We start from the raw sequence: 19,133 nt of genomic DNA, 5'->3' as shown, positions 1-19,133 counted from the left end.
ACCGGAAAATTTCCATGCCATACTTTTCAAAAATAAAATCAAAAAACCGGGCCGGAACATGGAAAACCTCTCATATTCCGCCCCGGCTTCTCTTTTATTTTACAATTCACGCATTCCTTTATACACCTTTTCAGCAGTAATCGGCAGCTCCCGTATCTGCACGCCCACCGCATTCGCCACCGCGCCTGCGATGGCCGGTGACGGAGTATTAATCACAATCTCACCGATGGACTTCGCTCCAAACGGGCCGGTCGGCTCATAGCTGCTCTCAAATTCCACCCGGACATTCCCCACATCGAGTCTGGTCGGAAGCTTATACTGCATGAGAGAATTCTCAATCAGTCTTCCCTTCTCTGTATAGGTAATATCCTCATAGAGCGCCATGCCGATTCCCTGGGCGATTCCGCCCTCCGTCTGAACTCTGGCCAGATTCGGATTAATCACGGTTCCGCAGTCAACGACGGCCGCATAATCAATCAGCCTGACGTCTCCCGTCTCCGTATCGACTTCCACCTCGGCCATTCCCACCATGAACGGAGGCGGGGATACCGGAGATGTGTGGGTGTAACCGGCTGACAGCATTTTCTCATTAAAGCACATAACGCGGTTTCCGATATCTTTTAAGGATATTTCCAACTCTCCATCCGGCTGATAAACCCGTTTACCGTCAAATTCCAGTGTTTCTCCACAGCAGTTCAAATATTCCGCGCCTTTATCCACAATTTTCCGTCTCAATTCCTCACAGGCCCGCACCACCGCCATACCAGTCAGATACGTAGTACTGGAGGCATAAGAGCCGGAATCATAGGGGGATACGTCTGTATCAGTACCGTGCACGACGATCTGATCCATGTCACATTCCAGACAGTCTGCTGCCATCTGCGCAAGAATCGTGTCACAACCGGTCCCCATATCGGAAGCCCCGATCATCAGGGTATAGAAACCGTCATCATTCACGCGGATTTCTACAGAGCCCACATCGACATTGGAAATGGATGAGCCCTGCATGGCCATGGCGACGCCGACTCCGCGAACCTTACCATTTCCCATGTCCACACGCGGGAATTTCTGATCCCATCCGATCATTTCCTTCGCTCTCGCCATACAGCGGTCCAACGCACAGCTGTTTAACTTCTCTCCGTAGTAGGCAGGCATTACGTCGCCTTCCTTCACCATGTTCTTCTCCCGCAGTGCCACCGGGTCCATGTGAAGCGCGGCAGCGAGTTCATTAACCGCTGATTCCACTGCAAATATTCCCTGTGTCGCTCCATATCCGCGGTAAGCACCGGAGGACATGACATTCGTATAGACCACATCGTAACGGAACCGGAACGCTTCCGGAGTCCGGTAAAGCGGAATGGATTTATGGCCGGAAAGGCCTACCGTTGTCGGACCGTGTTCTCCATACGCACCCGTATTGGATAAAGTGTAGACATCAATCGCCTTGATCGTTCCTTCCGCGTCCGCCCCCAGACGTACATGAATCTCCATCTCATGGCGCGGAGATGAGGCGATCTGCGATTCATAGCGGGTATAGACCATCTTTGCCGCCCTTCCCGTCTTCATCGTCACGATCGCCGGGTAAACTTCCGCCACCACGGTCTGCTTCGCTCCGAATCCGCCTCCGATTCTCGGCTTGATCACACGCACCATGGATTTGGGAATGTCGAGCGCATGGGCAAGAATTCTTCTCACATGAAACGGAATCTGGGTGGAGGCCACCACATTTAAGCGGCCGTATGTATCCAGATACGTATATGCACGGAACGTCTCCATCATCGCCTGCTGATTCGCCTTGGTATGATAGACGCGGTCGATCACAACCTCGCATTTCTCCAGTGTGCCGTCCACATCGCCGTTTTCCTCGCCGCCGCAGGCACACAGATTGCGTCTGTTATCCGCGCCTACCGGGCAGAGACTCTTCCAGTTATCCTCCGGATGAACCAGAATCTCACTGTCCTTTGCCTGCCGGAAGTCGAGAACAGGTTCCAGCACCTCATATTCCACCTTAATCAGGCGGAGAGCGCGGTCCACCGCCTCCTCTGTCTCTCCCGCCACGATCGCAGCCGCATCGCCTGCAAAACGCAGCCTCTGATCCAGAATCAGCCTGTCATAGGGGCTGGGCTCCGGATACGTCTGCCCCGCCATGGTAAAACGCTGATCCGGCACATCCTTATAAGTCAGTACACAGGCGATCCCGTCCACCTCGGAGGCAGCCTTCACATCGATTTCCCGAATCAGCGCATGAGCGTGAGGACTCCGAAGCACCTTGACAATCAGGCTGTCCTTCGGCGCTAAATCATCCGTATAGACAGGCTTACCTGTTACCAGCGCCTTTGCATCCACCTTGATAACGGGGGAATTTACCGCATGCATTTCCATATTCATCTCGCTTCTCCTCCCCTCGCCAGATACTTTCTGATGGCCCTCATCTGCCCCATATAACCACTGCACCGGCAGAGATTGCCTGCCAGATACTCTTTGATCTCGTCCTCTCCCGGATGGTTCAGTTCCTTTTCCATTGCAAGCACATTCATGATCAGGCCCGGGCTGCAGAATCCACACTGTTCTGCTCCCTCTCCGGCCAGAAACATTCCAAACTCTTCCGCTTCCTTCTGAACGCCTTCCAGCGTCACCACATCCCGGTCATTCACACGGGCCGCCAGCATGGAGCAGGAGAGCACCGATTTCCCATCGACCAGAACGGTGCACAGGCCGCAGTTTTCCGTCTCACAGCCGCATTTTACACTGTAGCACCCTTTGGCCCTGAGTAAATCGAAGAGGGACGTATCGTCCTTAATCTCCGCATAGGTCACTTTTCCATTTAACGTAAATTCTATCTCCACGGTCTATACCTCCCCTCCGAGCAGCTTGATCAGCCGCCCTGTGTAAACTTCCGTCAGATGCTTCCGGTATTCGGCGCTTCCTCTCGTATTGTCTCCGAACCGGAAACGCTCCGCCACAGCGCGGCAGTCCACTCTTCCGTCCACTGCCGCGGCTTCCACCACCTCCGCTCTGGAAGGCCTGGCTCCTGCCGATACGTACCATGTCCCCTCTTTTTCCGCCACACAGCAGGCAATCAGCGGAAAATCAGTCCCAGACCGCCTCTGAGCCGCGTAAGCAGCCCTTCTGCCGTCTTTCTTTATGATAATGCGCACCAGAATATCGCGGTCGTATTTCATGTGGTTAAACTCTTTCAGGGACACGACACCGCCCTGATAGAGCTCCACATACGTATCGAGCGCCATCAGACAGGTCATGATATCGGAAAAGCCAAATCTTCCGAACACACTGCCTCCGACAGTCGCCCCGTTCCGAAACTGAACGCCCACGATCGCCCGCGTGCACTCCTTAAAAACTCCCTGAAAATATGTATTCAGTCCTTCATGTGTCTCCAGCATGCGCAGAGTGCACATGCAGCCGATCCGGAATTCCTCTTCCGTATCCTCGATCGTATCGAGCCCCAGTCCCGACAAATCGATCAGTGTCATTTTCACGCGGTTCTGAAGCTTCAGCCACATCATACCGCCGCCTACAATACTGCTCTTTTTCTGATTCAGTTCGTAGGCCTCTGAAAGGCTTCCTGCCTTTACGTAATTTTTAAACCTTACCACCAGAATTTCCTCCTGACTCCAAAGCTTTCCCTCTTTTGCAGCTTCACAATGCAATATTCCGCATCCGGCTTCGCGCTGTCTTACGACCCACAGACACAAAGCCGCAAAAAGTATATCATACTCTCTCCGGCTTTGACAATCAATTCTTCTGTTTTCCGCTGTTTTTCTACATTTTTTGACTTTTCCATGAGGATTCACCGTGATGTTCAGTCACTTTTCCGCCAGCGCCTGCCCTCATCGCCGTCCTGCTGCCTTTTTCCCGCGCAAAGCCATTGTCCTGCTACCGGATCATCCCCAGCATATATTCCGGACTCTCCTCAAAACATCTCTGAAATCCTTCCACCGTATCTGGAAATATAATCCCGAAGCCGCGTATTTTTTCCGTATCCATCAGAAGATTCCTGGGCTGTCCGGCATACCGTTCCCGGTCCGGAATGAGAAGTCCGCTTCTGTCCTCCCCTTCTGTCACCATCAACAGCACCTTTCCCGCCGTCTCATACGTGGAAAGCGTATTGCCTCCTCCAAAATTATAGACACCGCCGGGCAGTGCTCCCGCCGCTTCCACATGCTTCACGACCTCCATGGCCCAGGTAATTCCCCGGTAATCATAAACAGGAAGCGTCAGTGGACGGTTATGAATCAGCGACTTCAGCAGATTTCCCAGAAGATTGCTGTTGCTCTTTAACCCCCGCCACGGGAAATCATACATCCACGGCAGGCGGAGACACACTGCCTCCGGGAGTATTGCCATGATTTCGTCCTCAGCCTGCCGCTTGTGAAGGCCGTATACATTGACCGGTTCCGGAGTATTCTCCTCTTTCCCCGGTTCCATGGTCCGGTTTCCCGCATAGATCTGATCCGAACTCATAAAAATCAGACAGCTTCCCGTCTCCCGGCATGCTCTGGCCAGATTCACGGCCCCTTTCACGTTGACAGCCTCCGATAACCCCGGATTTTCCTGGCACGTTCCGGTATTGGATATGGCCGCGCAATGAATGACCAGCCGCGGCCTGGCCTTCTTCACAAATGACGTCACCGCCCCCTCGTCCGTGATATCCAGATTTCCGTGGTTTGCCCCTGTTATTTCGTATTTATCCTGATAATATTCCATAATCCTGGAGCCTAAAAATCCGTTTGTTCCTGTCACCATCCATCTCTCCATGTTGTCTCCTTCTTCATTCTCCGGCCATGACTTCCAGATATCTGCTGTCCACCGGTCCGGTCAGCCACACCCCGTTTTCAGACAGATAAAATACCGCTCCGTCTCTCGCCATTCTTTCCGCATCGACGCTCAGTACCACCGGTTTTCCATGCCTTTTCCCAACCTTTACCGCGGTATCATAATCCGCCGACAAATGGACATACAGCCGGCTCATGGATTTTAATCCCTGTGTCATAATGGAGGGAAGAAATCGCTCTGCTGTTCCATGAAACAGCACTTTGGGCGGTTTGGTTTCCTTAAGCTCCACATCCACCGGAATACTGTGTCCCTGATTTGCCCGGATCAGCGTTCCATCCTCACTCATGCTGTAACGCCCCTTTTCATCCGTCCTCACAATCTCCTTCAGCATCTCCAGATCCAGAGGCCTTCCCGTCTTCTGAAATCCCTCGATCAGTGCCTCCACATCAGCCCATCCGTGTTCATCCAGCGTAATGCCGACCGCATCGGGCTGATGACGGAGAACCAGACTTAAAAATACACTCATTTTCTTCATTTTATCGTTTTTCTTATCCATTGCTTACTCTCTCCTGTACTTCCAGAACCGTCTGATACCGGCCGTCGCTGCCGGACTGCGGCTCATAGCGGAAACATTCACAGCCCATCCTGTAAATTTCACTCCATTTTAAAATTCCCTGACCAGAGCTCCCAATCGGCCCGGCTGCCGCAAAACACATTGACATCGATATACGTCTCATCTCCCTCGTATCCATCCAGCCGCTTCCGGTTCGTATACTGCCAGAACAGCCAGTCGCGGTTACCGGTATCCGGCTTCTTTACCACGTTTCTGATCCAGAGGGGATACTCCTCAAATCGCCCTTCCAGATAAAACTGCAAAGTATCTTCCGTCGCATAGATCACCGGTTTTACGCCATAATACGCTTCAAGCCCTTGCAGCATCACCTCCAGCTGTGTACAAACCGCCTCTTGATCAGGAGGATTAACTTTCTTATCGCCATAAAATTCGAAGTCGACCACCGGAGGCAGCATTTTATCAAAGGCCGGTACTGTCTCAGTAAAATGTTTCAGCTGACTCTCTCCGGGGCTGTCAAAACTGAAAAAATGGTATGCGCCGATCCTCAGTTCCGTCTTTTTCGCCGCTTCCCAGTTCTCCGCAAACCGCTCCTGCAAGTTTTAACCGTTTTTTTATTCTTCTGCTCTTAACCATTCCATATTCCATCTCTGCTGTGTCGGATTTTTCTGATCCCACTTCCATCCTCCTCTTTTGCCTTAGTGGGAATGAGCCGTCCGTGCCGGCCGGAACTTAAGGCCTGTTTTCCTGTTAACCTCGTCCGCCATGGCTCCGGAGGCATATAAATACAATGGCGCTTCATGGCTGTTATCCAGATAAAACCTCCGGTCTCCAAAACAGTTCTGCCGGTCCAGAATCCGGTTTAAATATCCTGCCATTCCGGTATCCATCCAGTCACCGTTCTTCCTGGCCTTCCAACTGTAATCACGTCCGTTTAGCCGGAATGTAACCGCATAACGCTCCATTCCGCTGATTTCCTCAAACGGCAGTCCGGAAACTGCCTTAAGTCCCTTTAAAATCTTTCCATAAGAATCCCACTGGTAGATGCATTCCCTGTCTCCGGTGGAGAAGACACAGTTCAGAGCATTCCTGCTTCCGGCCAGAATACAGAAGCCGTAGTACGGATGACTGGCCAGATACTCATTTTCAGAAGGTGTCAGCCCAAGGATAAACTCCTGTTCCCCCTCTTCCGGAACAATGGATATCCCCAATTCTTTCAGAAGCCGTACCTGTTCCAGTTTGGGGACACATTCACCTTCCTCCACTCCCATAATATCCTCAATCGCCGCAGCTGCGCGCCGTTTCACAAGCTGTATCAAGACAAACAACACAGCGGCAGACAGAATCAGAAGACAGAGTGTTACCGTAAGCATGAAACCTGCTGCCATATCCGTTTCCTTTCCCGGGAGTATTCACCTTCCCGCCGCATCAATCCCATTTTCATTCCACTTCAATCGTTTTCAGTGATTCCAGATATCCGCAACCGCCTATCCAAACGCCGTCAACAGTATCATCGCCGGCATTCACAGAAACATACAGTTCCGATATACGATTTAAGCTGTGTCCCTGTTCAAACACATACTGATTTCGCTTCACCCCGTATTGATACAGATAACAGGCCAGCGCACAACAGGAAGTTCCGGTTGCAGATTCCTCGTCAATTCCATACAGGGGTGCAAAATTTCTGCATACAGCAGTTAGTTTTCCATCTTCCACAAGAGAAAATGCATGAATCCCAACGCAGTTCCATTTCTGGCTGAGTTTTGATACAGCAGCAAAATCAGGAACCATAGTCTCCAATACCAACGGATTCTCAACCGGAACGATGATATCCCTTAAACCTGTTGATACAATCTGAACAGGCAGATTCCCGGGAGCGGTGTCTGCGTTGAAACCGAGACAGTCCACAACGTCAGCCAATTCCAGCGTTTCGTAAAATTCCGGGGTATTCTGCTGCATAAAAATTACCCCGCCGTCTTTAACTGCTATGCTCAATATTCCTGACTTCGTCTCTATCGTATACTCACACTTTTTCAACTGTCCGAAATAATTTAAAACAACAAACGCTGCAATTGTCGCATGTCCACACAATGGAACTTCCCCCGTCGGTGTAAAATATTCCAATTTGTAATCTGCCAGCTCTGACTGAGAAAGGAAGGCGGTTTCAGAGTATCCCAGCTGATGTGCTGTCCTCATTTTTTCTTTCCTGTTTAAACTGGCTCCCTGTAATACTACACCGGCCTGATTGCCTCCCCTGTTGTTTTTGCTGAATGCACTTGCAACGCAGACATCTATGAAATGCATAATCCTTTCCCTCTCGTTAAAACACTGTGCTGAATACGCAGCCTGATCCGGCCTGCTGAGCGTTCCGCCAGCCATATTCCTTCCGGCTTCTGTCATTCCGCAGAAATACGTCCGGCTTCCGGCAGAAAACATGAAAAATCATATTTTTTCATTATGACTCTGGACAGCCATGTAAACGACGACTGCTGCACTGATCAGCATGACAATCCCATCCACTCTCACAAGCCAGTCCGAGAGAGGCCTGATAAACATGTTTATCCCCATAATTAACAGTGTAACAATAAAAACAGCTATGCTCATTATCTCCACTTTTTTCATTTGTTTCACTCCTCACCAGGTATATTGTCGAAGTACGACCGCACATTATGTTTGCGCATAATCGACCTCATGGCAGTGGAGGATAGTGATTTCTCTCCCCCCACCACTGTCGTTTCATTTGTTTCTGGCAATTCATCTCACCACCCTAGAGGATAGGAAAATCCTTGCTTACTTTGTTAAAATGTGCTTTCGCTTAAAGCGGAGTGAGGCAGGCTGATTTTCTCAAAAAATAACGGTCTGCTCCGTATACATATTTCCATACTGCATGATATCTGCCCATCTCGTCTCACTTCTTTGCAAACGCCGGTTATACCGTTTTCACTGCATCGCGGCCTCATTGGCTGTTATAAATCCATTCTACCGTAATTTTTAATATATTACTACCACGTTTGATGCAAAACTATTTATTGTTAGTCTGCACAGAGTTTCGCCATCTCAATCCGCTGCAGCAGATAACCACAGCTGCTCCGCCCCGCCCTCTATTGTCCTTTCTGATGATCCTTTTCCTTCAGATCGCCGCTCACAATCCATATTAACGCGTCCACCTGTTCATGTCTGACATCAAATCCCATCGCCTCCAACATGACCTCCAGCCGGTCCACGCATGCGAAATACTCATCCTCCAAATCTTCCCGTTCCGAGTCAGAACAGCGCTCTGCAAATTTCTGCATTGCCTCCTGATCGGCAAACATCAGATCCGCTATCACGACACGCCCTTCCGGTTTCAAAACCCGGACCATCTCTCTGACCGCCAGGAATTTCTCCTCCTCATTGCAATGGTGGAACGCATAGGACGATACCACGGTATCCACACTCCCGGAATCCAATGGAAGCTGCAAAAATGTTCCCAGCTTCACCTTCAGTCTGGGAAACTTCTTTTTTGCTTCCTTAAGCATATTCACCGACTGATCGATCCCCGTAATATCACAATCAGAAAGCCGCCGTCCTGCCAGTTCTCCCGTGCCGACTCCTATTTCCGCCATCATACCCCCGTGTTCCTTAGCCAGACGTGCAGTCTCATTTAAAACCGTTTCATAATTTTCGTAAAACGCAAGCCCATTTACCCCACGCCTTACCATATCGTCATAATGGCTGGCGGAGCTGTCAAAATTCCAGCGGTCCTCCCACTTCCCCATGCCAGCCAGCAGCGCCGCGGTTTTCTCCAATTCCGCAACTGCGCCTGCAGAAACTAAGGTGTCAGCACCCGTACATTCCGCTTCCGGTTCGCTCATCTCCTCCAGCATCCGGTCGATGCAGCCTGCCAGGGAATTCCGGATCAGGCTCATGGAATGAACATGGCGGTTTAAAATATCATACTGCCGGAAGAATAGATCGACCGGACTTTCCTCCTGCTCCAGCAGCTTCAGGATCATTTCTATGGAAAATCCCATATGCCGGTACAGCAGTATCATCTGGATCCTTGTAATATCATCCATTGTATACATTCGATAATTATTTTCATCCCTGTGTGGTGCGATAATTCCCTTCTTTTCATAAAAACGCAGTGCGTTTGGATTCACATGCAGCATATCAGCCGCCTCGTTGATTTTAAACATCGTTTTATCCTCCTTAACAACCGTTTTCCCGGTGACAACGTAAGTATAGAGCTTCGCCCAGGGTGAATGTCAAGCGGGCAGTTAACCTGATGCCCATAATACAACGGGCCGGAGCCACACAGATCCCCGTTCCAGGAACCCGCACGCCTCCGGCCTGCCTCTCTCTCATTTATCTGTCTTTTTTCATCAGATACCGATTATTCATAAATCGGGTATTTCTCACAGATTTTCGTCACTTCCGCTCTGATATAGTCTGCCTTGTTCTCAAAATCAGTCGCAGCCAGCCAGATGCATTCTGCAATCTTCTCCATATCCTCTTCCTTCAGTCCTCTGGACGTTACAGCCGGAGTTCCGACGCGGACGCCGGAGGTCACGAATGGGCTTCTCGGATCGTTCGGAACCGCGTTCTTGTTCAGAGTCAGATAAACCTCGTCACAACGGTTCTGAAGCTCTTTACCGGTTACTTCCATACCGCGCAAGTCGATTAACATCAGATGATTATCCGTACCGCCGGTCAGAATGTTGAAGCCCTGCTTCACAAGAGCCGCGGCCAGCGCTTTCGCGTTCTTCACTACCTGCTCCTGATACTCTTTAAATTCCGGTTTAAGTGCCTCCCCGAAGCATACTGCCTTGCCTGCAATGACATGCTCTAAAGGACCGCCCTGGGTACCTGGGAAGATAGCCTTGTTGAAATTAAATTTCTCAGCAGCTTCCTTATTCGCCAGAATCATTCCGCCTCTCGGTCCGCGAAGAGTCTTATGGGTCGTAGTCGTCACGACATCCGCGTACGGGATCGGACTCGGATGAAGTCCTGCTGCCACCAGGCCCGCGATATGAGCCATATCGACCATTAAATAAGCGCCCACCTTATCGGCAACCTCACGGAACCGCTTAAAATCAATCGTTCTTCCGTAAGCACTTGCGCCTGCGATGATCAGTTTCGGCTTGTTTTCAATGGCGATCCGCTCCATCTCGTCATAATCGATGAATCCCTCGTCATTAACACCATAAGGAACAATATTAAAATAGAGACCGGAAAAGTTGACTGGACTTCCATGTGTTAAATGACCGCCGTGGTTCAAATTCATGCCCATCACGGTATCGCCCGGCTGTACCATGGCTACAAACGCCGCCATGTTGGCCTGCGCGCCCGAATGCGGCTGTACATTGGCGTAATCACAGCCGAACAGCTTCTTCGCACGCTCGATAGCGATATTCTCCACGATATCCACGTCCTCGCAGCCGCCATAGTAACGCTTTCCTGGATAACCTTCCGCATACTTGTTGGTGAGAACGGTTCCCATCGCCATCATGACTGGCTCGGATACAATATTCTCCGACGCGATCAGCTCTAAGTTTCTTCTCTGGCGCGCACACTCCAGTTCAATGGCCTCGCCCACTTCCTTGTCATAGCTGGTGATAAACTTCATTACTTCATTGACCATGTCCACTTTCCCTCTCTTTTCCCTTTCAATTTAACAGTTGCACAAAGACGCTGGCAGAGGGACTCTTCCCTGCACCAGCGCCTCTTTCCGTTGAGGTTGATTATAAAACATTTTTAATGAGGCTGTCAAGTTCTTTCCGGGCCGTTATCATCTTTGAGGATCGTAACTCCTCTAATCCTATCACAGCTTCATGCACGGCCCTGTTCAGAGGATATTTGCATCAAACCCGGATGGCCTTTTTCTTCTCTTAACTGGAAAGCAGCCACCGTACTATTTCCCAGCCCTTCGTTCTTCCGCTGCCTTCTCCTCCAGCATCGCTGCATAGCGCTCGTCATCGATCGGGAAGTCCACCTTTTTCTTCAGCCAGGAGGAGAGATACGCCCCATTCGCAATCATCACCCCGCGCAGTCCATCCTCCCCCGTCGCAAGCAGCGGTTCCCCATATCTCAAATGATCCGTAAAATTCTGGAAGATCTTCTGATACCCTTCAGCGCCCTTTTTCTCCACCGTAATCTCCCTAGCATGGTGTTCCGGCATCCCGTAGATTTCCTGATTCCGGCTGCTGAATTCATCCGTTGGCACCACATTTTCATCAAAAAGTATCTGGCTGCTGTCCTCGATGCACAGTCGTCCCTTTGTCCCCCAGATTTCCAGCCGGTTGACTCCCGGATACTCCCCGCTGGAGGCAATAAAGGTTCCGTGAAGCCCATTGTCATAGAAAAACTGAACATCCATACTGTCATCTACCGTAATATCGCTGTACTTTCCGCATTCCACGGTTGCCAGGACGTGATCCGGCATGCCAAAAAGCCACTGCCAGACATCGAGGAAATGCTGACTCTGATTAATCAGAAGACCTCCGTGCTCCCCTGCCCACGTGCTGCGCCAGGAAGCAGAATTATGATAGGCCGGAGTCCGGAACCAGATATTGGAAATCCACACGGCACGGTTCAGCCGTCCCAGTTCTCCACGCTCAATCATCTCCTTGGCCCGGAAAAACACGCGGTTCATCCTCGTATTAAAAATCATACCCAGACTGACCCCTGCGCGCTCTGCCGCGTCTAACAGTTCCTTCACTTCCTTCGTCGATATTCCTGCGGGTTTATCCAGCAAAATATGTTTTCCCGCAGCGGCCGCCATTTTTCCAATCTCGACATGGGTGGCGTGAGGCGTCACAACAACTGCCGCGTCAAATTCATCTTTACAGCCAAACATCGCCTCCACATTCGGATAGACCGACACTCCCGGATAAGCTGTCCTAATCTCGTTCTTCCCCTTTTCATTCCGGCAGCATACTCCAGCGAGTACCATACCATCGATTTCACCGTTATCAAGCATCTGTACGTACTGGCGGCCCATACCGCCGAATCCAACCACTGCGGCCCTGATTTTCTCCATCGTCCTGCACCCCTGCTCCTTTTGACTATACCGGTATTTTGTAGTTTTTGATTATAACCTGCAGCGTTCTGCTGCCATTGTATTCATTCACCGTCGGATAATAAATCACATCAATAACCCTGCGGTTTCCCAGTTCCTCTAAAAATGTATCGCCGTCAGTAAACAGCATGGCATCCATCGGGCTCCCCTTTTCATCAGCCAGTGAGAACTTCACGGCGTTCCGGTTCTTTCCCAGCACACGCACACTTCTGATGTGAAGCCCCTTCTGTGCAAACAGCGGCTTTTCATTGCCCTGTCCAAAGGGTTCTAAAAGCTCCAGCTCCTCAATCAGAGGCTCGCTTATGTAGTCGAAAGGCATGGGAACATCAATCCAGATCCTTCGGACAAAATCATCCTCTGTCAGTTCTGCATCCTCGTTGAGCCTGCGGCGGAATTCATCGATGTTCTCCTTTTCCAGCGAGAGCCCTGCCGCCATGGGATGACCTCCGAATTTAAGCAGAAGATCCCTGACCTTCACCAGTCCTTCAAACATATGGTACTGCTCGATGGAACGTCCGGAGCCCTTCACACAGCCCTCCCCATCGGTCAGCACAAAGGCCGGTTTCTGATACTGCTCCCGCAGCCGTCCGGCAATAATTCCCGCCAGCGATTCGTGGCAGGACGGCAGGTATGCCACCAGCACCTTATCAGCCCGGTAACACTGTTCCACCTGAGCAATGGCTTCCTCGGTTCCCTGTTTCGTCATATCTTTTCTCTGGTCATTTAACTCCTTCAGTTCCATAGCCAGCCGGTCCGCCTCTTCCCCGTCCTCACACAGCAGCAGCGCAAGCGCAAGCTTGGCTGTCTGAAGTCTTCCTCCGGCATTTAAACAGGGACCGATCACAAACCCGATGTGATACGCAGAAATATGGTCTTTATCCAGGTCGTTCCGCTCAATCAGCTTTAAAAGGCCGATACTCTTCGTATCCGCAATTCTTTTTAAGCCCTCTTTGACAATGATACGGTTTTCGTCCCGCAGCTTCATCACATCTCCTACCGTGGCGATCGCCGCAAATTCCAGCATGGACAGCCACTCCTCCTCCGGAACGGAAAACGCCTCGTAGAGAGCCTTTACAAGCTTATAGGCTACCATTCCGCCGCATATCTCAGGGTATGGATAACTGCATCCGCTCTGCTTGGGATTGACCACCGCATCCGCAGGCGGAAGCACGTCGCCCCCCTCCTCCTGCATGATATCATGGTGGTCCGTAATCAGCACGGTAAGCCCCAGTTCCTTCGCCAGTCTGACCTGCTCTACAGCGGCGATTCCGTTGTCACAGGTCAGGATGGTATCGACACCGTCATCAGCCGCGGCGCGGATGATGGATTCATTGATTCCATAACCATCCTTAATCCGGTCCGGAATTTCATAATCCACATTGGCCCCGATTCTTGTAAGCGCCCGGTAAAGCAGATAGGTAGAGCATACACCGTCTATGTCGTAATCTCCAACAATGCGGATTCGTTTTCCCTGCTCTGTCTTTCCCTTCAGAATCTCCACCGCCAGATCCATATCCTTTAACAGATGAGGACTGTACAGATCCTTCAGCGATCCGCGGAGATACTTCTCTACCGCTTCCGCTCCCACAATATCCCTGTTTCGGATAATTCTCGCTGTTACCGGCGTAATATGATGGATTCCTGCCATCTCATGAAAGTCTGCCTTCTTCGTCTGAAGCATCCATCGTTCTGCTGCCATCCTTTTTCGTCTCCTCACCAGCCTGATCTGCATCAGGCGTTTTCTTATCTTCTGCCGGTGTCTTCTCTTCCGCCAGCTTCTTTCCTTCCTCCGCCAGCGTTTTCTCTTCCTTCAGCTTCTTCTCTGCCAGCATCTCTGCCGCGACCTGTTCTTCCAGCCGCTTCTTCAGCTCTTCCTTCTTCTGTTTCGCGATATCCAGTCTGCTCATCAGGCTGGCAATCGAATACAGAATGGGGGCAAAATCCCCCCTGTAGGCCTGCTCGCAGGTGGATTTCACTTCAAAGTTCTCACTTCCGATCTCGCGGAAAAGGTATTTCTCATCGTCGATAATATTCTTCAGCCGTTCAATCAGCTGGTTCACGGAATCCGTCAGAATTCCGATCTCATCCTCAGAATCGTAGGGAAGGTACACGTCTAAATCGCCGTTGGAAACCCTTCTGGTCCCCTCAACGATCGCCTTCACCGGCTTGTCAATCGCAATAATGATGTAGATGACAAGCAGTGTAATCACCAAAGCAATCAGACAGATGGACACGATCTTCACCCTGGCCAGTCTGACGTAAAGCTGGTCGCCCCGGACACTGGCCGCCTCGGCTCCGAGACGGTTAAATTCCGCCATCTTTAAAAAGTTGCTGCTGGCCTCGTCAAATAAGAGCCTGGACTCTCCGATAATCATCTTAAGCGATTCCTGGTTATCATTGCCCCGGCTGACGGGGAGAAGCCTGTCACTGTATTCCAGATACTTATCCCAGTACGCCCTGGCGTTCTCCATCAGCGTTCGGTCCGTCTCATCCGTAATATAAAACTGCTCGTACTCCGTAAATGCCGCGTCGATCTCATCACGGACAGCCATCATCTCTTTTTCCAGATGATCCATGGTCTCCTGGTCGTGGGTAATGGCATGGTAAAATTCCTTGATCCTGTAATCCGATGTCTCGGTGTTCAGTTCCTCCGCGATGATGATCGCCGGAACCCAGGACTGGGAAATCTCCGTGCTGGCCTCGTTAATCTGTCTCGCCGTGATAATGGACTCCGCTCCGATAAACACGAGTCCCAGAATGCTGACTCCTCCCAGAAACAAAAGCTTTGTTTTAATACTGATATTTCTGATTGATTTCACTTTCATAACCCTTAAGTCTTCTCCTTCTTTGCCGGTAATCCGGCAGTTCTCTCTCAACGATTTTCCAGAAGTCCTTTGAATGATTCATCTCCGTGCGATGAGCCAGTTCGTGCACTACCACGTAATCCGTCAGTTCCACTGGAAGAAGCACCAGCTTCCAATTATAATTGATATTTCCCCGGACACTGCAGCTTCCCCACCGGGTGGCCTGATCCCGTATGGCGATTCGCAGATACGAAACTCCCATCTGATCCGCCCACCAGGCAGTTCTCTCCTCCAGGAAACGCCTCGCCTGTTTCCGATACCAGCTTTCCATGGCCGCCTTCACAAGCGGCTCGTCATCATCCCTGCCCGAAAAAGGGCCGGATACCAGAAATTTATCGCCGGTATCGCATACCCGGAACCGTTCCGTCTCATAATCCTGTTCAAAATGAAGTTTTTTTAAAGTTCCATGAAAGAGCAGTTCCGCCCCCTCCGTCCAGTGAAACTGCTCCCGTTTCTCCAAATCTTCCCTGATTCTGGAAGCGTGCGCAAAGATCCATTCCTGATTCCGCTGCGCAAACTCATGGCCGGTCTTCCACGATAGCCGTTCCGGTATCCGCACGACAATCTCTCCCGCCCTGGTTACGGAGACCGCCATCGTGCGCCTGGCGGATTTCACGATCCTGTAAGGGAAAAAATCCCCATCTTCACAGATGAGTATCCCCTGGTCAGGCAGCGCCTGTTTTTCAGTTTTCATTTTATTTTCACATTCTTTTCTGTCATGCTTCAGTCCTGCATTTTCCTTCGGTACATACCGCATTCTCACGGCCTGTATGTCACATTATAGCGGATAATGTCAAAAGAAACAAGTGTGAATGTTTCCGCCGTGCCTGGACAGACTATAACATGGTACTATCTGCCAAAATAACGAAAACATACGGAGGTTCCCCTTATGAAATATTTTCACGGTTATCATAAAAAACATTCCTTCTTCGAAGGCTGGTACTTAAAACATCAGTCTCCTGACGGCGTACTCGCACTGATTCCGGCATACCACATCGACAGGCAGGGAAACCCCTCCGCTTCTCTTCAGATTGTCACCAATACCGAATCGTGGGTTATCCGATTCTCCGCCGGCCAGTTCCAGGCGGCCTCCAGTCTTTTTTATGTAAACCTTGGCACCTCAACCTTTTCTGAACAGGGCATCCATCTGGATATTGCCGCAAAAGAGGTGACGCTGACCGGTCACCTCTCTTACGGGCCGTTTACACCACCCGGTTACGATATTATGGGGCCTTTCTGCGCCGTTCCGTTCATGCAGTGCCGCCACGGCGTCTTAAGTCTCTCCCACCGCCTGTCCGGCCAGCTGATCCTGAACGGGAAAAAGCTGAATTTTGACGGAGGTCTCGGCTACATCGAAAAAGACTGGGGCCGTTCCTTCCCCTCCCGGTACGTATGGACCCAGTGTACCTGGACTGATAAGAAGACGAAAGCGCCCTGCTGCGTCATGCTTTCCGTTGCTGATATTCCCTTTGCCGGGACACATTTCACCGGCTCTGTCGGTTCGGTCTTCTTCCGCGGAAAAGAATACCGCCTGGCCACCTACAAGGGGCTCAAAATCCTGGAATTCACCGCCCGCGAGCTTCTGGTCAGCCAGGGCGGCCTGATGCTTCACGTCAACCTGATCAAGGACCAGCCTCTGTCCCTGGCCGCTCCCTCCTTCGGAAGCATGAGCCGCACCATAAAAGAGAGTGCGGCCTGCCAGGTCCGCTGCCAGTTCTTCTGTCAGGAAAAAAAGATCTTTGATATCCTGTGCCACCATGCGGGTTTTGAGTCTTACGGCTGAAAACGGCCTTCCAGCGCAATGAACTGATCAAACAGCAGCCGGCTCACTCTGGCTCCGAATACCGTCGCCGGATGCGCCGGATAGTACATGGCGTCGCTGAATTTCCTGTTGAACATCACCAGCACATACGGACCGTACGGAGTGTATATGATTCCGCCGTCATTTCGGCAGGCATTCATGCTGCCGCTCTTGGAAGCCACAGTCACCATCACGTCATCCGTATTGTCGCTGTCCATGTAAACTGCCGGGAAATCCTTTGTAATCATGCTGTTGTAATGCTGCTTCTTAAAGATCTCCAGCATTTTTGCGTCCGATTCCGGGCTGATTAAAGTCCCCGCCGCCAGCCTCGTAAAAATGCTGGCGTAATCCCTGGGAGTCGAAGTTCCCAGCTTGTCATACCGCTCAAAATGAAGAGGATTATACAGCACGGTGTCCCTGCAGCCCAGTCCGCGGATGCAGGCGTTGATCGTATCCAGCCCCAGATAGTCAATCATCATGTTCGTCGCCACATTGTCGCTTACAATGATCATCAGGGTGGCGGCGTCCTTCACCCTCAGTACCGCTCCCGGCTCCAGAGCACACAGAACTCCGCTTCCGTCTACTGTGTGTTCCTCCTTAAATTCCACCATATCCTCTAAGCTGGCTTTCCCCTTTTCCACCTGATCAAACAGACATGCCAGAATATACGTCTTTATGGTGCTGGCCGTCTCAAACGCCTCATCCGCGCCGATGGCAATTATATTTCCATGTAAATCATCGGCGTAAATGCCCATTGTTCCATCATAACTCATGAGCTCCGCTTCAATTCGTTTTTCTATCGTCAGTCTCTTATCCATTCTCTTTCTCCTCTTCCGTTTCTGTGCCGCAGACCCGTGCTGCGCTGCTTATCCGCTCCCGGAACGCATGGTCCTGTCAGAAAATGCTTCCTGCCGCATACAGGCTCTCCGCCAGATCGGCTCTGAAATCCGCGTCCTCCGGATTCAGGCTGTTGATCACCACTCCGCCGCTTCCCGCCTTTCCGGTGGAATGAATATACCTTCCATCTCCCATATACATGGCAATGTGTCCCGGAAAATAGAGCAGATCCCCCATTTTCATCTCGTCCTTTGCGATCTCACGGACCGGATATCCCTCCACGATTTTCGCATCCCGCCAGGTCAGAATTCCATTCATCATATAACTTACCGAGGTAAGCCCGGAACAGTCGATCCCGGCGGTGGAACGGCCGCCCCACCGGTACTGAATCCCCAGATACGTCTTTGCAGTCTCCACCACGGCCCGGCGAAACGCCTCCTTATCCACAATTTTCTTCTGCGGAAGCGTCTCTGTCCACAAACCGGCCTGCGAAAACTCTTTGTTTTCCAGAAATTGCTCCCTGATGTATCCAAAACGGCCGTCTGCCAGCTTCACCTTCCCCCAGCCTTCTATGCCGCATTCATACGGTATCACACTCACCAGCGAACCACGGAACAGGCTGACGAGCCTGACTCCCTGCACTTTGGGCACTGACACCACATCGACGCAGAAAGCCGTGGTCACCATGAGACCGCCTTCCTCCCATGCCATCATTTCCTCTAAAGAGACCAGCCGCACCGCTTCTTTCCGCACATAGCCCGTATAACCATAAAACGTACGCACCGGCAGATATCCACGGTTCATCTCCGTCCTCTGCCCCGTCTCATCGGTCTCCCTCCCGATAACCGCCATCCCGGCAGCCTCCGGACCGTTAACCGCCGCCCCGGTAACCTCCGGTTCAATAACCTCCGCCCCGGTAATCGCAAGCCCCGTTCCATACATCGCCTCATCCGCAATGGCGGACAGCACCATCCCATCCTTCACTACGGTCTCTGCCGGAATCTCATAAATAGTCGCAACCGGCTGTATCACAATTCCATACTGCATCGTTCCATCTCCTGTTCCGGACTTCACATATTTCCCCGAGCCACAGGAAAGGCAGCGCCAGGGCCTGTTTGGAAATTCATTTCCGCCTTCTGCACGCCGCCTTCCTGCTGCCTCTCTTCTCGTTCCATATAGTCCTTTTCTATGATTTCTGCGAAGGTC

At 51.2% G+C, this 19,133-nt stretch carries 18 protein-coding genes; 1 reads left to right on the top strand and 17 read right to left on the bottom strand.

All coding sequences use genetic code 11. From position 1 onward, the window contains the following. Positions 1-99: 99 nt before the first annotated feature. From NE473_RS13430 to NE473_RS13360, 15 genes are all read right to left on the bottom strand, one after another. Positions 100-2,376, bottom strand: a complete 2,277-nt coding sequence (locus tag NE473_RS13430; RefSeq protein ID WP_055649983.1) for a xanthine dehydrogenase family protein molybdopterin-binding subunit — start codon at positions 2,374-2,376, stop codon at positions 100-102. A gap of 8 nt (positions 2,377-2,384) precedes the next feature. Then, positions 2,385-2,846 (bottom strand): (2Fe-2S)-binding protein, encoded by a 462-nt coding sequence (locus tag NE473_RS13425; RefSeq protein WP_006770775.1) that lies wholly within the window; start codon positions 2,844-2,846, stop codon positions 2,385-2,387. 3 nt (positions 2,847-2,849) lie between these two features. Next, positions 2,850-3,614 (bottom strand): FAD binding domain-containing protein, encoded by a 765-nt coding sequence (locus NE473_RS13420; protein WP_055649863.1) that lies wholly within the window; start codon positions 3,612-3,614, stop codon positions 2,850-2,852. A 280-nt stretch (positions 3,615-3,894) separates the two neighbouring features. Continuing rightward, the gene (locus tag NE473_RS13415) at positions 3,895-4,776 is read right to left on the bottom strand and encodes an SDR family oxidoreductase (protein WP_055649862.1); all 882 of its coding nucleotides are present in this window, start codon (positions 4,774-4,776) and stop codon (positions 3,895-3,897) included. 13 nt (positions 4,777-4,789) lie between these two features. Continuing rightward, entirely contained in the window at positions 4,790-5,350 is a 561-nt protein-coding gene (locus tag NE473_RS13410) for an RNA 2'-phosphotransferase (protein ID WP_055649861.1), read from the bottom strand. A gap of 98 nt (positions 5,351-5,448) precedes the next feature. Continuing rightward, on the bottom strand, positions 5,449-5,964 hold the full coding sequence (locus tag NE473_RS13405) for a GH25 family lysozyme (protein ID WP_055649860.1): 516 nt from the start codon (positions 5,962-5,964) through the stop codon (positions 5,449-5,451). 99 nt (positions 5,965-6,063) lie between these two features. Next, positions 6,064-6,753, bottom strand: a complete 690-nt coding sequence (locus NE473_RS13400) for a hypothetical protein (protein ID WP_055649859.1) — start codon at positions 6,751-6,753, stop codon at positions 6,064-6,066. Positions 6,754-6,805: 52 nt separating this feature from the next. Beyond that, positions 6,806-7,669, bottom strand: coding sequence for a PhzF family phenazine biosynthesis protein (locus tag NE473_RS13395; RefSeq protein WP_055649982.1), 864 nt, complete (start codon positions 7,667-7,669; stop codon positions 6,806-6,808). A 138-nt stretch (positions 7,670-7,807) separates the two neighbouring features. Next, positions 7,808-7,987, bottom strand: coding sequence for a hypothetical protein (locus tag NE473_RS13390; protein WP_006770768.1), 180 nt, complete (start codon positions 7,985-7,987; stop codon positions 7,808-7,810). Between the two features lie 479 nt (positions 7,988-8,466). Next, positions 8,467-9,543, bottom strand: a complete 1,077-nt coding sequence (locus NE473_RS13385) for a MerR family transcriptional regulator (RefSeq protein ID WP_256265283.1) — start codon at positions 9,541-9,543, stop codon at positions 8,467-8,469. A gap of 197 nt (positions 9,544-9,740) precedes the next feature. Beyond that, positions 9,741-10,988 (bottom strand): serine hydroxymethyltransferase, encoded by a 1,248-nt coding sequence (gene glyA, locus NE473_RS13380; RefSeq protein WP_006770765.1) that lies wholly within the window; start codon positions 10,986-10,988, stop codon positions 9,741-9,743. A 270-nt stretch (positions 10,989-11,258) separates the two neighbouring features. Next, the gene (locus NE473_RS13375) at positions 11,259-12,386 is read right to left on the bottom strand and encodes a Gfo/Idh/MocA family protein (RefSeq protein ID WP_256265282.1); all 1,128 of its coding nucleotides are present in this window, start codon (positions 12,384-12,386) and stop codon (positions 11,259-11,261) included. 25 nt (positions 12,387-12,411) lie between these two features. Further along, positions 12,412-14,124 carry a single-stranded-DNA-specific exonuclease RecJ gene (gene recJ, locus NE473_RS13370; protein ID WP_256265281.1) on the bottom strand — a complete coding sequence of 571 codons (1,713 nt, stop codon included), beginning with the start codon at positions 14,122-14,124 and terminating at the stop codon, positions 12,412-12,414. Next, positions 14,075-15,250 (bottom strand): MCP four helix bundle domain-containing protein, encoded by a 1,176-nt coding sequence (locus tag NE473_RS13365; protein WP_006770762.1) that lies wholly within the window; start codon positions 15,248-15,250, stop codon positions 14,075-14,077. The genes recJ and NE473_RS13365 overlap by 50 nt, the downstream gene beginning before the upstream one ends. Next, positions 15,216-15,983: a M48 family metallopeptidase gene (locus NE473_RS13360; protein WP_318273034.1), complete on the bottom strand. Its 768-nt coding sequence runs from the start codon at positions 15,981-15,983 to the stop codon at positions 15,216-15,218. Before NE473_RS13360 ends, NE473_RS13365 begins: the two co-directional genes overlap by 35 nt. A gap of 195 nt (positions 15,984-16,178) precedes the next feature. On the opposite strand from NE473_RS13360, the gene NE473_RS13355 reads away from it, so the two are divergent. Next, positions 16,179-17,072, top strand: coding sequence for a tocopherol cyclase family protein (locus NE473_RS13355; protein WP_256265280.1), 894 nt, complete (start codon positions 16,179-16,181; stop codon positions 17,070-17,072). On the opposite strand, the gene NE473_RS13350 is transcribed toward NE473_RS13355, so the two are convergent. Further along, positions 17,063-17,908 (bottom strand): serine hydrolase, encoded by an 846-nt coding sequence (locus tag NE473_RS13350; protein ID WP_055649852.1) that lies wholly within the window; start codon positions 17,906-17,908, stop codon positions 17,063-17,065. The two genes, NE473_RS13355 and NE473_RS13350, sit on opposite strands and share 10 nt — an antisense overlap. Positions 17,909-17,984: 76 nt before the next feature. Next, on the bottom strand, positions 17,985-18,974 hold the full coding sequence (locus NE473_RS13345) for a C40 family peptidase (protein ID WP_022032644.1): 990 nt from the start codon (positions 18,972-18,974) through the stop codon (positions 17,985-17,987). Positions 18,975-19,133: the final 159 nt, after the last annotated feature.

Source organism: Hungatella sp. SL.1.14 (assembly GCF_024460495.1).
Classification (GTDB): domain Bacteria; phylum Bacillota; class Clostridia; order Lachnospirales; family Lachnospiraceae; genus Hungatella; species Hungatella hathewayi.
This window is presented reverse-complemented; position numbering and strand designations above follow the sequence as displayed.

What these genes read in the sequence shown, in the direction of transcription:
- NE473_RS13400 (WP_055649859.1), bottom strand. Translation starts at nt 6,753, where the DNA reads ATGGCAGCAGGTTTCATGCTTACGGTAACACTCTGTCTTCTGATTCTG.
- NE473_RS13355 (WP_256265280.1), top strand. Translation starts at nt 16,179, where the DNA reads ATGAAATATTTTCACGGTTATCATAAAAAACATTCCTTCTTCGAAGGC.
- NE473_RS13415 (WP_055649862.1), bottom strand. Translation starts at nt 4,776, where the DNA reads ATGGAGAGATGGATGGTGACAGGAACAAACGGATTTTTAGGCTCCAGG.
- recJ (WP_256265281.1), bottom strand. Translation starts at nt 14,124, where the DNA reads ATGGCAGCAGAACGATGGATGCTTCAGACGAAGAAGGCAGACTTTCAT.
- NE473_RS13365 (WP_006770762.1), bottom strand. Translation starts at nt 15,250, where the DNA reads ATGAAAGTGAAATCAATCAGAAATATCAGTATTAAAACAAAGCTTTTG.
- NE473_RS13430 (WP_055649983.1), bottom strand. Translation starts at nt 2,376, where the DNA reads ATGCATGCGGTAAATTCCCCCGTTATCAAGGTGGATGCAAAGGCGCTG.
- NE473_RS13395 (WP_055649982.1), bottom strand. Translation starts at nt 7,669, where the DNA reads ATGCATTTCATAGATGTCTGCGTTGCAAGTGCATTCAGCAAAAACAAC.
- NE473_RS13345 (WP_022032644.1), bottom strand. Translation starts at nt 18,974, where the DNA reads ATGCAGTATGGAATTGTGATACAGCCGGTTGCGACTATTTATGAGATT.
- NE473_RS13390 (WP_006770768.1), bottom strand. Translation starts at nt 7,987, where the DNA reads ATGAAAAAAGTGGAGATAATGAGCATAGCTGTTTTTATTGTTACACTG.
- NE473_RS13375 (WP_256265282.1), bottom strand. Translation starts at nt 12,386, where the DNA reads ATGGAGAAAATCAGGGCCGCAGTGGTTGGATTCGGCGGTATGGGCCGC.
- NE473_RS13410 (WP_055649861.1), bottom strand. Translation starts at nt 5,350, where the DNA reads ATGGATAAGAAAAACGATAAAATGAAGAAAATGAGTGTATTTTTAAGT.
- glyA (WP_006770765.1), bottom strand. Translation starts at nt 10,988, where the DNA reads ATGGTCAATGAAGTAATGAAGTTTATCACCAGCTATGACAAGGAAGTG.
- NE473_RS13360 (WP_318273034.1), bottom strand. Translation starts at nt 15,983, where the DNA reads ATGAAAACTGAAAAACAGGCGCTGCCTGACCAGGGGATACTCATCTGT.
- NE473_RS13385 (WP_256265283.1), bottom strand. Translation starts at nt 9,543, where the DNA reads ATGTTTAAAATCAACGAGGCGGCTGATATGCTGCATGTGAATCCAAAC.
- NE473_RS13350 (WP_055649852.1), bottom strand. Translation starts at nt 17,908, where the DNA reads ATGGATAAGAGACTGACGATAGAAAAACGAATTGAAGCGGAGCTCATG.